This is a genomic window from Bradyrhizobium sp. CCH5-F6 (assembly GCF_001556045.1).
Taxonomy (GTDB): Bacteria; Pseudomonadota; Alphaproteobacteria; order Rhizobiales; family Xanthobacteraceae; genus Bradyrhizobium.
This window is the reverse complement of the sequence record NZ_LSIC01000180.1, coordinates 26,188-39,878: the sequence shown is the minus strand read 5'-3', so window position 1 is coordinate 39,878 and position 13,691 is coordinate 26,188. Positions and strand designations below refer to the sequence as shown.

General features: G+C 58.8%; 13 protein-coding genes. 12 read left to right on the top strand and 1 reads right to left on the bottom strand.

Annotated features, from left to right (window positions below):
- Positions 1–11 precede the first annotated feature (11 nt).
- Positions 12–944 carry a LysR family transcriptional regulator gene (locus tag AX729_RS31000; protein WP_061027984.1) on the bottom strand — a complete coding sequence of 311 codons (933 nt, stop codon included), beginning with the start codon at positions 942–944 and terminating at the stop codon, positions 12–14.
- A 137-nt stretch (positions 945–1,081) separates the two neighbouring features.
- Here AX729_RS31000 and AX729_RS30995 point away from each other — a divergent pair, with 137 nt between their 5' ends.
- The 12 genes from AX729_RS30995 to AX729_RS30940 all read left to right on the top strand — a co-directional run bounded on the left by AX729_RS30995 (position 1,082) and on the right by AX729_RS30940 (position 13,528).
- Entirely contained in the window at positions 1,082–2,119 is a 1,038-nt protein-coding gene (locus AX729_RS30995) for a class 1 fructose-bisphosphatase (RefSeq protein ID WP_061027983.1), read from the top strand.
- A gap of 19 nt (positions 2,120–2,138) precedes the next feature.
- Complete coding sequence (locus tag AX729_RS30990) at positions 2,139–3,011, top strand: phosphoribulokinase (protein WP_061027982.1); 873 nt, start codon at positions 2,139–2,141, stop codon at positions 3,009–3,011.
- 41 nt (positions 3,012–3,052) lie between these two features.
- Positions 3,053–5,080, top strand: a complete 2,028-nt coding sequence (gene tkt / locus AX729_RS30985) for a transketolase (protein WP_061028007.1) — start codon at positions 3,053–3,055, stop codon at positions 5,078–5,080.
- Positions 5,080–6,087 (top strand): type I glyceraldehyde-3-phosphate dehydrogenase, encoded by a 1,008-nt coding sequence (gene gap / locus AX729_RS30980; RefSeq protein WP_061027981.1) that lies wholly within the window; start codon positions 5,080–5,082, stop codon positions 6,085–6,087. The genes tkt and gap overlap by 1 nt, the downstream gene beginning before the upstream one ends.
- Positions 6,084–7,292, top strand: a complete 1,209-nt coding sequence (locus tag AX729_RS30975; RefSeq protein ID WP_061027980.1) for a phosphoglycerate kinase — start codon at positions 6,084–6,086, stop codon at positions 7,290–7,292. The genes gap and AX729_RS30975 overlap by 4 nt, the downstream gene beginning before the upstream one ends.
- 10 nt (positions 7,293–7,302) lie before the next feature.
- Complete coding sequence (gene fba, locus AX729_RS30970) at positions 7,303–8,388, top strand: class II fructose-bisphosphate aldolase (protein ID WP_061027979.1); 1,086 nt, start codon at positions 7,303–7,305, stop codon at positions 8,386–8,388.
- A gap of 58 nt (positions 8,389–8,446) precedes the next feature.
- Positions 8,447–9,907: a form I ribulose bisphosphate carboxylase large subunit gene (locus tag AX729_RS30965; protein WP_061028006.1), complete on the top strand. Its 1,461-nt coding sequence runs from the start codon at positions 8,447–8,449 to the stop codon at positions 9,905–9,907.
- An 11-nt stretch (positions 9,908–9,918) separates the two neighbouring features.
- Positions 9,919–10,341 (top strand): ribulose bisphosphate carboxylase small subunit, encoded by a 423-nt coding sequence (locus AX729_RS30960; protein ID WP_061027978.1) that lies wholly within the window; start codon positions 9,919–9,921, stop codon positions 10,339–10,341.
- Positions 10,342–10,505: 164 nt separating this feature from the next.
- A complete protein-coding gene (gene cbbX / locus AX729_RS30955; protein ID WP_061027977.1) occupies positions 10,506–11,420 on the top strand; it encodes a CbbX protein in 915 nt (304 codons plus the stop codon).
- Between the two features lie 4 nt (positions 11,421–11,424).
- Positions 11,425–12,105 carry a ribulose-phosphate 3-epimerase gene (gene rpe / locus AX729_RS30950; RefSeq protein ID WP_061027976.1) on the top strand — a complete coding sequence of 227 codons (681 nt, stop codon included), beginning with the start codon at positions 11,425–11,427 and terminating at the stop codon, positions 12,103–12,105.
- Positions 12,099–12,818 (top strand): HAD-IA family hydrolase, encoded by a 720-nt coding sequence (locus tag AX729_RS30945; RefSeq protein ID WP_061027975.1) that lies wholly within the window; start codon positions 12,099–12,101, stop codon positions 12,816–12,818. Before rpe ends, AX729_RS30945 begins: the two co-directional genes overlap by 7 nt.
- A complete protein-coding gene (locus AX729_RS30940) occupies positions 12,815–13,528 on the top strand; it encodes an HAD-IA family hydrolase (protein ID WP_061027974.1) in 714 nt (237 codons plus the stop codon). Before AX729_RS30945 ends, AX729_RS30940 begins: the two co-directional genes overlap by 4 nt.
- Positions 13,529–13,691 lie beyond the last annotated feature (163 nt).

Here is a 13,691-nt window from a genome sequence, read left to right as displayed (position 1 = left end):
GCACTTCTAGTCTAAAGCGCTTTTCCCGGCATCCCGGGAAGAAAGCGCGAGCCTTCAGCTCTCAGAAAATCAAGCATAGCTTGTGCCGGAGGTAGCAGCACCTTGTCTTGCCTCCTGACCACAAACCATTGCCGAACGACGGGCAAGCCAGCGACATCAAGAGCCACCAACCGTCCGTCTTCAAGTTCAGTCGCGACGGTATGCGCGGAGATGAACGCAATCCCGAGACCGGCGATCACCGCCTGCTTAATTGTCTCATTACTGCTCATCTCCATACCGACAGTCGGCTGAAGCTCCGTGTCAGAAAACAGTTGTTCCATGAGCATCCTCGTCCCCGAACCCTGTTCGCGCGTGAGGAAGGTTTCGTGGGTGAGATCTACTGCGGCCAGACCGAAATCCTGCGCGAGCCAGTGCCCCCTCGGCGCAACGATGATGTGGGGGTGATCGCCGATCAGATGAGTTTCCACCTCAACGTCCGGCGGCGGGCGGCCCATGATCGCGAAATCGAGTTCGTAGCCGCGCAGCGCTTGACGGATCTCCTGACGATTGCCGATCGACAGGCTAATATCGATCTTGGGATGAAGTTTTGAAAATGCGGCGATGGCAAAAGGGACGAAATATTTCGCAGTGCTAACCGCGCCAATCGATACGCGACCACCGGTTCGGCCTGCAATCATATCCAGTGAGGTCGCACAGGACGACATGGCAGCCTCTATGCGTCCATGCAACGCAAGGACCTCTCGCCCTGCTCCGGTGAGCAACATTCCGTCGCTGGTACGTTGAAGCAACGGCAGTCCCGCCAGATCTTGAAGTTTGCGCAACTGCAGCGTCACCGCAGGCTGCGTGAGATTGAGCTTGTTGGCAGCCGCCGTGATGCTGCCGTTGGCCGATAGTGCCGCAAGCGCCCGCAATTGCCTGATCGTTAGGTCGAGCAGCCCAGACATATATTAAAAACTTTGCTCACACCAAACATAATGAAATTTTACTTATTTAGCTGACGCAGTCAACCTCGATCTACGGCTTCAACGAGGGACGGGCACCCGATTCCCTCAGTTGCAGCGTCGGAAGGGGAGGCGAACTAATGAATCCGGGCCTGAGTTTGCGCCGATCATTAAATGATTACGCCGGCATGGACCCGCTTCGCCGAGCCGTGACCGAAGTTATCGATGCTCTCGCGCAGGCCTCGATCGAGATTTCCAATCTGACGGGTTGCGGTGCGCTGGCCGGCATTACTGGGCAGCCTCAGGGACGCAACACCGACGGAGACGTCCAGAAGGATCTCGATATCCGCGCTGACCGGATCATCCGCGCAGCCCTTGAGCCGCTTCCGATCGCAGCTTTGGCATCAGAAGAAGCGACGGACCCAGAGATATTGTACCCGGCTGCACCCATCAGCATTGCCATCGATCCGTTGGATGGTTCATCGAATATCGACACCAACATGTCGGTCGGCACGATTTTCTCGATTCTACCGACACCGCGAGACATTCGCTCCACCTTCCTTCAGCGTGGCGACGCTCAGCTTGGTGCAGGCTTTTTTGTCTACGGTCCGCAAACATCACTCGTTCTCACGCTCGGCTGCGGCGTCGATATCTTTACGCTGGATCGCGGTGAGAACGAATTCAAGCTGATCAGATCGGCCGTACAGATCCCAGCGGATACCGCGGAATTTGCGATCAACGCGTCGAACCAGCGGCATTGGGAGCCACCGGTGCAGGCCTTTATTGAGGATTGCCTGGCTGGCGCCAACGGAGAACGAGGCAAGGATTTCAACATGCGCTGGATTGGATCGCTGGTGGCGGAAGCCTACCGCATCCTGACGCGCGGCGGGATATTCCTCTACCCTGCAGACGCGCGAGAAGGCTACGGCGAAGGCCGCTTGCGCCTCGTCTACGAAGCCAACCCAATGGCGTTGATCATGGAGCAAGCCGGAGGCGCCGCCTCTACGGGCCGTAAGCGGATACTTGATCTCTCGCCAAACACGCTTCATCAGCGCGTGCCGTTGATCATGGGCTCCCGAGACAAGGTGCGGCGCCTCGATCGCCTACACATGAGCCCGGATATCAAATCCGAGAAAAATGCTCCGCTCTTCGCCCACCGTGGGCTGTTTCGCAGCTGACCCGAAGGACTGACCTATCGTGTCCAGGAAGCATCCCATCATATCGATTACCGGCTCCTCCGGGGCAGGTACGACATCCGTCAAACGAACCTTCGAGCAGATATTCCGCCGCGAGAATGTGGCGGCCGCCTATATCGAGGGAGATGCTTTCCATCGCTACAACCGCCTAGAAATGCGCAACCGCATGGCCGAAGAAACCGAGCGCGGCAACAAGCATTTCAGTCACTTCAGCCCCGAGACCAATCTGTTCGAGGAACTGGAGGCCGTCTTCAAGGCCTATGGTGAAACCGGATCGGGCACGACACGGTACTACGTCCACGACGACGAGGAAGCCGCGCTCCACGGAAGTTCTCCTGGGACCTTCACCGATTGGCGCCCTCTCCCGGATGCTTCCGATCTGCTTTTCTACGAAGGACTCCACGGCGCTGTCGTGACCGAAAAGGTCAATGTTGCGCAGCATGCTGATCTCAAGATCGGAGTCGTTCCCGTCATCAATCTTGAATGGATCCAGAAGCTGCACCGTGACCGCAGCGCGCGCGGCTATTCCACCGAGGCGGTGACCGACACGATTCTTCGCCGCATGCCGGATTACGTCAATTATATCTGTCCGCAATTTGCGGAGACCGACATCAATTTCCAACGCGTCCCGACCGTCGATACCTCAAACCCGTTTATTGCGCGATGGATCCCAACACCGGACGAGTCGATGGTCGTGATCCGGCTCAAGAACCCGCGTGGCATCGATTTTCCTTACCTGCTGTCGATGATCCCAAATAGCTTCATGTCGCGGGCGAATTCGATCGTAATTCACGGATCGAAGCTGGATCTCGCGATGCAGCTAATCTTGACGCCATTAATCCTGCAACTGATCGACCGAAAGAGACGTGCATGACGAGCGATCTTATTGCCTTTCCGCAAAGAGCAACGTTGGATATGTCAAGCCGTATCGAAGCGAGGGACCTCAATGTCTCGCACCGGCAGATGGCCAATGCCATCCGTTTCCTTGCAATCGACGCGGTAGAAAAGGCGAACTCTGGGCACCCAGGTATGCCAATGGGCATGGCCGACGTCGCAACTGTTCTGTTCTCGCGCTTTCTGAAGTTCGACCCGAAGAATCCGGATTGGCCCGATCGCGACCGGTTCGTTTTATCCGCAGGTCACGGTTCGATGCTTCTCTATGCGGTCCTGTTCCTGACTGGCTATGAAGACGTCACGCTCGAGGAGCTCAAGGCGTTTCGGCAATGGGGATCGAAAACCCCTGGCCATCCCGAATACGGTCACACGGCAGGGGTCGAAACAACGACCGGGCCGCTTGGTCAGGGAGTTGCGACCGCCGTTGGCATGGCGCTTTCCGAGCGACTGCTGAATTACCGATTTGGCAATGACCTCGTCGATCATTTCACTTATGTGATTTGTGGAGACGGCTGCTTGATGGAAGGCCTCAGTCATGAGGCGATATCGCTGGCGGGCCACCTGAAGCTCGGTCGGTTGATCGTTCTCTATGACGACAATGAAATATCGATCGATGGACCCACGTCTCTTTCGTGTTCCGACGATCAGATCGTGCGTTTTGCCGCGTCCGGTTGGTCAGTCCGCCGCATTGACGGTCATGATCCTCAAGCTATCGCCAAGGCCATCGAAGAGGAGCGGCTAATTGACCGTCCATCCCTGATCGCCTGTCGAACCGTGATCGGTTTCGGCGCGCCGAAGCGGCAGGGCACTGAGAAGGCGCATGGTGCCCCACTTGGTGCTGAAGAACTTGAAGCAACGCGCGCTGCCCTGCACTGGCCGCATCCGCCATTCGAAATCCCGGCAGCCGTGCTGTCCGCGTGGCGGGCGGTCGGCGCTTGGGGACAAGTGGCCTATGAGGCGTGGGCCCAACGTGCTCTGCAGCCCGATGCTATCGCTCGCTGTCGTTTGCTGGATGTCTTGGCAGGAAAACTGTCGAACGAATACGATGAAGCCTACCGATCGATCCGCGCTCGTTTTGGAACCGAGCGTCCTATGATTGCCACGCGGCAGGCCTCGCAACTGGTTATCGACGCGCTCGCTATGGCGCTGCCCAATCTGCTTGGCGGATCGGCCGACTTGACGCATTCCAACCTGACCCAAGCGAAGACACAGAAGCCCATCAAGCCTGGGTGCTTTCAAGGCAACTATGTGCATTACGGCATCCGCGAGCACGGGATGGCCGCCGCAATGAATGGCATCGCCCTCCACGGTGGCTTCATTCCTTATGGCGGGACCTTCCTGACGTTCTCAGATTACAGCCGGCCCGCGATCAGGATGGCCGCACTGATGGGCTTGCGCGTTATTCACGTGATGACGCATGACTCGATCGGCCTCGGCGAAGATGGTCCGACCCACCAGCCGGTTGAGCATTTGGCGTCGCTGCGAGCGATTCCGAACTTGCTTGTATTCCGCCCTGCCGATTCGGTTGAAACCGCCGAGGCCTGGGACTGCGCCCTGCGGGCTGAACATAGTCCGTCCGTTTTGTGTCTTTCGCGCCAGGCGCTGCCGACTTTCCGCAGCGATGCGAGAGGCGTGAACAAGGTCGCTCTCGGCGCCTATCTAGTGACTGATCCCGAGGGCCCGCGTGACGTGACTTTGATAGCAACGGGATCCGAAGTCGCCATCGCGATCGATGCCGCTCGCCTGCTCGCAAAGGACGATGTCCGTGCCGCAGTGGTTTCGGCTCCATGCTTCGAGCTTTTTGAGAAGCAGACTAGCGAGTATCGATCAACTGTTCTTGGCCGCTGCCCACGCGTCGGCGTTGAAGCGGCTGTTCAGGGAGGTTGGGCTCGCTGGATCGATGCAAACGGTGAATTTGTAGGGATGACCGGATTCGGCGCATCCGCCCCGGCAAGCGTGCTCTACCGCGAGTTCGGCGTGACACCGGAAGCTGTTGCGGTGGCGGCGATGCGCTCGATCGCGCGTTCTCGAATGGAAGGACTGAGATAGTGCCGGTCAAAGTAGCTATCAACGGATTCGGGCGTATAGGTCGAAATGTGCTGCGCGCAATCGTGGAGTCCGGGCGCCGCGATATCGTAGTCGTCGCCATAAATGATCTTGGATCAGTCGAGGCGAACGCTCACCTGCTGCGCTTTGACTCCATACATGGCCGCTTCCCGCACGAAGTGAGGGTTGCTGGAAACACCATCGATGTGGGCCGAGGGCTAATAGAGGTGACGTGCGTAAAGGATCCCGCGACGCTGCCCCATACAGCGTTGGAAGTCGATATAGCGCTCGAATGCACGGGTGTCTTCACAACACGCGACAAAGCTGCGGCGCATTTGAGGGCAGGAGCCAAACGCGTTATCGTTTCGGCACCCGCTGATGGCGCCGATTTCACAGTCGTCTACGGGGTGAATCACCAAAATCTGAACGACAAACATTTGGTGGTTTCGAATGCGTCCTGCACTACGAACTGCCTTGCGCCGGTCGCCAAAGTCCTGAACGACGCCGTCGGAATCGATCGGGGGTTCATGACGACAATCCACTCGTACACCGGAGACCAGCCGACGCTGGATACCTTGCACAAAGACCTCTATCGCGCGCGCGCCGCTGCGACTTCGATGATTCCGACCTCCACAGGAGCGGCGAAGGCCGTCGGTCTTGTACTACCTGAGCTGAATGGCCGCCTTGACGGGGTTGCTATCCGTGTACCGACGCCGAATGTTTCGGTCGTCGACTTCAAGTTCATTGCCAAAAGGTCGACATCGATCGCAGAGATCAACGCAGCGATCGATGAGGCGGCGAATGGCCACTTGAAGGGCGTCCTCGGCGTCACATACGCTCCAAACGTCTCAGTTGATTTCAATCACGATTCAAATTCGGCTGTGTTCCATATGGACCAGACCAAGGTCATCGATGGCAACTTCGTGCGTGTGATGAGTTGGTACGATAACGAGTGGGGCTTCTCTAGCCGCATGAGCGACACCGCGGTGGCGCTGGGGAGGCTTCTTTGACAGCATCTCTGCGAACACTCGATGGAATTGACGTGGCCGGAAAACGGGTCGTCGTTCGTGTCGATCTTAATGTGCCGATGAAAAACGGGCGTGTGACTGACGATCTGCGTATAAGGCACATTGCTCCGACGCTCGCGGAGCTGGCAGACAAGCGGGCGATTGTCATCGTGCTCTCCCACTTTGAGCGGCCACGAGGCAGGGTCATTGCCGAGTACTCGCTTGCCCCGCTACGCCCGGCTCTCGAACGATGCTTGCAGAGGCCCGTACAGTTCGTGGCCACAGACTGGAGAAACGGCCCGCATCGCGCCGCAGTGGCTGCGGCGGAGCCGGGCGACATACTGCTGATGGACAATACGCGATTTCATCCTGGCGAGGAGAGCAATGATCCGGCGTTCATCCGGACCCTTGCAGGCCTCGGCGACATCTTCGTCAACGACGCGTTTTCCGCCGCCCACCGTGCCCACGCCTCCACCGAGGGTATTGCTCATTTGCTGCCGTCTTTCGCCGGTCGCGGAATGCAGGCCGAGCTGTCGGCGTTGGATCGCGCACTCGGCAGTCCACTTCGGCCGGTAGGGGCGATCGTTGGAGGCGCCAAGGTTTCCACGAAGATTACCCTGCTCGAAAATCTCGTCAAACACGTCGATGACCTCATCATTGGCGGTGGCATGGCAAATACGTTCTTGCATGCGCAGGGGATTTCGGTTGGTCGGTCGATTTGCGAACCCCAGTTAGGCGACCTCGCCGAACGCATTCTTCGCCAGGCCGAAAAGCACAGCTGCAACATCGTCCTGCCACGCGACGCGGTTGTTGCCCGCGAGTTTGCGGCAAACACGGAGCATCAGACCGTAGACATTAGAGAGGTCCCGGAAGACGCGATGATTCTCGACATCGGTCCAGAGACCGTCGCCGACATCAAGGAACTCTTCGGCGATCTAAAGACGCTGCTGTGGAACGGTCCGGTCGGCGCATTCGAAACTGAGCCATTCGACCGCGGTACGAGCGCGCTGGCGAAGGCGGCCGCAAGATGGACTCTGTCCGGAACGCTTCAAACGATTGCCGGCGGCGGGGACACAGTCGCTGCGCTTTCGGCTGCGGGCGTCAGCAACAGCTTCACCTACGTCTCAACGGCCGGCGGGGCGTTTCTTGAATGGCTAGAAGGACGCGTGCTTCCGGGCGTGAATGTTCTCAAGACCAGTAAAATGTGAGGTAGCCGATATGGCGCGAATTACGCTGAGACAACTACTCGATCACGCGGCCGAGCACGGCTACGGCGTGCCGGCGTTCAACATCAACAATATGGAGCAGGGGCTGGCGATCATGGACGCGGCGGCGTCGGTCGACGCGCCCGTCATCATCCAGGCCTCGCGTGGCGCGCGCTCCTACGCCAACGACATCATGCTGGCGAAAATGATTGATGCGCTGGAGCAGATGTACCCGCAGATTCCGCTCTGCATGCACCAAGACCACGGCAACGAGGAGTCGACCTGCGCCACCGCGCTCCAGCACGGTTTTACCTCGGTCATGATGGACGGTTCGCTGAAGGCCGACGCCAAGACGGCAGCGGATTACGACTACAATGTCGATATCACCCGCCGCGTGGTCGACATGGCGCACTGGATCGGCGCCTCGGTGGAAGGCGAGCTCGGCGTGCTCGGCTCGCTCGAACATGGCGGCGGCGAACAGGAAGACGGCCACGGTGTTGAGGGCAAGGTCAGCCACGATCAGCTCCTGACCGATCCGGACCAGGCGGTCGATTTCGTCCGCGCCACCAGGGTCGATGCGCTAGCGATCGCGATGGGCACCTCGCACGGCGCCTACAAATTCTCGCGCAAGCCGGATGGCGACATCCTGGCGATGAATGTGGTGGAAGAAATCCATCGCCGGCTGCCGAACACCCATCTGGTGATGCACGGCTCGTCCTCGGTGCCGCAGCCGCTACAGGACATGTTCAACGCGTTCGGCGGTGAGATGCCGCAGACCTGGGGCGTGCCGGTCGAGGAGATTGCCCGCGGCATCAAGCACGGTGTCCGCAAGGTCAACATCGATACCGATTGCCGGCTGGCGATGACGGCGGCTTTTCGCAAGGTAGCTACCCAGACGAAGAGCGAATTCGATCCGAGAAAATTCCTGAAGCCGGCGATGGATGCGATGCGCGACCTCTGCCGCGAGCGTTTCGAGCAGTTCGGCACCGCGGGAAACGCAACGAAGATCAAGGTGTTGCCGCTCGCGGAAATGGCGAAACGTTACCGTAGCGGCAGCCTCGATCCCCGGATCGGATCGATGGCCGATGCTGCCGAATGAGATGAGACCTTTTCGATCACTTGAGCCGCGCCGCCAAACCGAACCTGAGGAGACCAGCATGAACGAGATCTCGATGACCGTCCGCGGCAAGGATCGCTACAAGTCCGGCGTGATGGAATACAAGAAGATGGGCTATTGGGAGCCGGACTATGAGCCCAAGGACACCGACATTATCGCACTGTTCCGGGTGACGCCGCAGGATGGCGTCGATCCGATCGAGGCGTCGGCAGCGGTCGCCGGTGAATCCTCGACCGCGACCTGGACCGTGGTGTGGACCGACCGGTTGACAGCCGCGGAGAAATACCGCGCCAAGTGCTACCGCGTCGATCCCGTGCCGAACTCGCCGGGGCAATACTTCGCCTATATCGCCTATGACCTTGATTTGTTCGAGAACGGCTCAATCGCCAACCTCTCGGCCTCGATCATCGGCAATGTGTTCGGGTTCAAGCCGCTGAAGGCGCTGCGGCTCGAGGACATGCGGCTGCCGGTGGCCTACGTGAAGACGTTCCAGGGACCGGCGACCGGCATCGTGGTCGAACGCGAGCGGATGGACAAGTTCGGCCGGCCGCTGCTCGGCGCCACCGTGAAGCCGAAACTCGGATTGTCCGGCCGCAACTACGGCCGCGTGGTCTACGAGGCGCTGAAGGGCGGTCTCGACTTCACCAAGGACGACGAGAACATCAACTCGCAACCCTTCATGCACTGGCGCGAGCGCTTCCTCTATTGCATGGAAGCCGTCAACAAGGCGCAGGCCGCCACGGGCGAGATCAAGGGCACCTATCTCAACGTAACCGCCGGCACCATGGAGGACATGTACGAGCGCGCCGAATTTGCAAAGGAGCTCGGCTCCGTCGTCATCATGATCGACCTCGTGATCGGCTACACCGCGATCCAGTCGATGGCGAAATGGGCGCGCCGCAACGACATGATCCTGCATCTGCACCGGGCAGGGCACTCGACCTATACAAGGCAGCGCAACCACGGCGTCTCGTTCCGCGTGATCGCAAAATGGATGCGGCTTGCGGGTGTCGATCATATCCATGCCGGCACGGTGGTCGGCAAGCTGGAGGGCGACCCCGCCACCACGCGCGGTTATTACGACATCTGCCGCGAGGATCATAACCCGATGCGGCTCGAACACGGCGTGTTCTTCGAGCAGAATTGGGCGAGCCTCAACAAGTTGATGCCGGTGGCGTCCGGCGGCATTCACGCCGGCCAGATGCACCAGTTGCTCGACCATTTGGGAGAAGACGTCGTGCTGCAGTTCGGCGGCGGCACCATCGGCCATCCCATGGGTATCCAGGCAGGCGCCACCGCCAACCGCGTCGCGCTGGAAGCGATGATCCTGGCCCGTAACGAAGGCCGCGACTATCTGCACGAGGGACCGGATATCCTCGCCAGGGCAGCGCAGACCTGTACGCCGCTGAAAGCCGCGCTCGAGGTCTGGAAGGACGTCACCTTCAATTACGAATCGACCGACATGCCCGACTACGCCCCCACCGCCAGCGTCTCGATATAAGGAGCAGGACCATGCGCGTTACCCAAGGCTGTTTCTCTTTCCTGCCCGATCTCACCGATGCGCAGATCTCGGCGCAGGTGCAGTATTGTCTCGGCAAGGGCTGGGCGGTGAACATCGAATTCACCGACGATCCGCATCCTCGCAACACGTTTTGGGAAATGTGGGGCCTGCCGATGTTCGACCTGCGCGATGCTGCCGGCGTGCTGATGGAGCTCAACGAATGCCGCAAGGTTTACGGTGATCGCTACATCCGGATGTCGGCGTTCGATTCCAGCCATGGCTGGGAGTCGGTGCGGATGTCCTTCATCGTCAACCGGCCGAAGGACGAACCCGGCTTCCGGCTTGAACGGCACGAGGTTGAGGGCCGCAACATCCGCTACACAACCAAATCCTACGCCGCTGATCGCCCTGAAGGCCGACGCTATGGTGCGTAATACCATCCGGACCGGAACGCACCATTTACCTCCCTGGTCGCGGTTTCTCCCGGGTGTACTGCTCCGTCACCGCCGAAGCGGTGACGGAGCTTCCTTGTTCTTGCCGAAACCTGCACGCGAGACGTGCGCGTCGGAATTTGTGCGATGCTACTAGACGGTAAGCGATGACAGATAGCGTCAGTCTTCGAGAGGAACTTGAGGTCGTCGGCATCGACGAGATTCTTGAGCAGCTCAATCGCGAGCTGATTGGTCTCCAGCCCGTCAAGACCCGCATTCGAGAGATTTCGTCACTGCTGCTGATCGAGCGTATCCGCAAACGAATGGGGCTGAGTTCGGAGACGCCCACGCTGCATATGTCGTTCACCGGCAATCCCGGTACTGGCAAAACGACCGTGGCGCTGAGGATCGCGGGAATTCTTCACAAACTTGGTTTCGTGCGCCGGGGACAAGTGGTGTCAGTCACGCGCGACGAGCTGGTGGGCCAGTACATCGGGCATACGGCTCCCAAGACCAAAGAGATTCTCAAGAAGGCGATGGGTGGCGTCCTGTTCATCGACGAAGCCTACTATTTGCATCGGCCAGACAACGAGCGCGACTACGGACAAGAGGCGATCGAGATATTGCTGCAGGTCATGGAGTCACAACGTGAGGATCTTGTTGTGATCCTCGCAGGGTACGGCGACCGCATGGACAAGTTCTTTGCCAGCAATCCCGGCTTCCGGTCCCGCATCGCGCATCACATCGATTTCCCGGACTACTCCGAGGACGAGCTACTCGTGATCGCCGAGCTAATGCTGGACGGTATGAATTACAAATTCAGTGTGGATGCGCGCGCGGCATTCATTAGCTACATAGCGCTGCGCAAGACGCAGCCATTGTTTTCCAATGCACGATCGATCCGCAATGCGCTCGACCGAATGCGGTTACGTCAGGCGAACCGTCTCGTTGCCGATATTGATCGAGTCCTCGTTGTCGATGACATCAAATCGATCGAAGCGTCTGACGTGTTGGCGAGTCGAGTGTTTGCGAAATCCCGCCCCGCATCCGTCGAGCGTCTAAAAGTCGAGAGGAAATCCTGAGCCGATGCCTAAACCTATCGTTATCGCTCCGTCGATCCTCTCCGCCGATTTTGCGCGCCTGGGCGGCGAAATCAATTCCATTGACGCAGCTGGCGCGGACTGGATCCATTGCGATGTGATGGATGGACATTTTGTTCCTAACATCAGTTTTGGTCCCGACGTTATCAAGGCCGTACGTTCACGTACCACCAAGATCTTCGACGTCCATCTGATGATTGCGCCGGTCGATCAGTATTTGGAAGCCTTCGCTAAGGCTGGAGCTGATATCATTACGGTGCATGCGGAAGCCGGCGCGCATCTGGACCGTTCACTCCAGGCGATCCGGGGGTTGGGCAAGAAGGCGGGTGTCACGATTTGCCCGGCTACGTCCGAGCAGGTACTCGTGCATGTCCTTGACCGGGTCGACCTCATCCTCGTAATGACGGTGAATCCTGGATTTGGCGGGCAATCGTTTATTCAGTCGCAACTGGATAAGATCCGCTGCATTCGGGGAATGATTGGTGAGCGGTCGATCCGATTGGAGGTTGATGGAGGCGTCAACGTCGAGACCGCGGCTCAGGTTGTGGCAGCCGGCGCCGACACGATTGTCGCGGGGTCGGCCGTGTTCCGCGGCGGTACGGAGGAAGCGTATCGGGCAAACATTTCAGCGATTCGGGGTGCCGCTGAGGCCGGACGGCGATGCTGACGGCTGGTGATAAGCACTATCGGAGAGGGAAGGGGCGGTGGCCCGGCGCTGTTGTCTTCGATCTTGACGGTACGGTCGTGGACAGCGTCGGGGACATCACTTCCTCGATTAACAGCCTCTTGGTCGCCAGGGATCTGTCGCCATTCTCGGAGGGATCAATTCGCACATTCATAGGCGACGGTCTTGATGTCCTTGTCGAGCGCGCCTTTCACGCGCGGGGAATCGTCTTCGGCGTAGAAGAATTGCGGGCCATCGTCGAATCCTACGAGGTGATATACGGGGCTCGGCTTACCGAGACGACCAGAGCTTACGCCGGGGTCGTTTCTGTTCTTTCCGAGCTGAAAGCGTACGGCGCTGCTATTGGTATTTGCACGAACAAGGTGGAGGACAAGGCTGTCGGCGTGGTCGAGGGTCTGGGGTTGGACAGATATGTTGACGTGATCGTCGGAGCCCGCAGTGGAAGGCCTGCAAAGCCGTCACCTATTCCGCTGTTTGATACGCTCGGGTACCTGGGCATCAACACAGAGGATGCGATCATGGTAGGCGACAGCATTGTCGACGTGCAATGCGCGCGGGCCGCTGGTGTCGCGGTGATTGGCGTTTCATTTGGCTACTCTAAAATTCCTATGCGCGAGCTTTGTCCCGACGTGACCATCGATGGTTATGCCGAATTCCGAGCGGCGTGCGCGACACTTAGCTTGAATTTGCCATGAAACGATTCCGTGCCCTCATCTTCGATGTTGACGGCACGCTGGCTGAAACCGAAGAGCTGCACCGCCGTGCCTTCAACGAGACTTTTGCGTATTTTGATTTGGATTGGGAGTGGAGCGTTCCGGTCTACACGAATCTTCTGCAGGTTGCGGGCGGCAAGGAGAGAATTCGCCACTTTACCCGTCTTACCTCAGGTCGGATCGACATCTCGTCCGACGAGCTCGCAGAACTCCATCGCTTTAAAACTGCACGTTACGCACAGCTCATGGCCTCCGGAGCGTGTTCGCTACGGCCAGGTGTAGTTGAGGCAATTCACGCGGCCACTCTCCGTGGGCAGCGTCTTGCAATCGCGACGACGACATCGCGGCACAATGTGGAGGCGCTATTTTCAGCGACGCTTGGCGAAAACGGAATAAAGCTATTCAGCGCCATCGTCGCAGGTGACGAAGTCGAAAGGAAGAAGCCAGCGCCCGATGCTTATCTGAAAGTCCTAAACCTGCTCGGATTTCGGAACTGTGACTGCCTGGCTATCGAGGACTCGCGCAATGGATTGTTGGCGGCATCTCGCGCTGGGATCCCGGTCCTGATTACCCGAAGCGCGTATTTCTGGGGAGAGCAGTTCGACGGCGCTTTTGCAGTCATCGACGGGCTGGATGAGCTCGTAGATTTCGATGTTCCTGTGGAACCGAGACAACGCGGGCGCGCGAGATAAAAGAGCAGGCGTCGTCGGTCTTGCTCCATCGCGCGTGCGCCGATCGTCTTGGAAGGGAATGCCGGCCCGCGACGGCGTTCGGCATCGTTTCGATCAGCTCTGCGGCCGCGCGCGAAAAAGGAGTTGAATGGTCTCCGCGGTGCTGCTAAGTAGGTTTTCAATT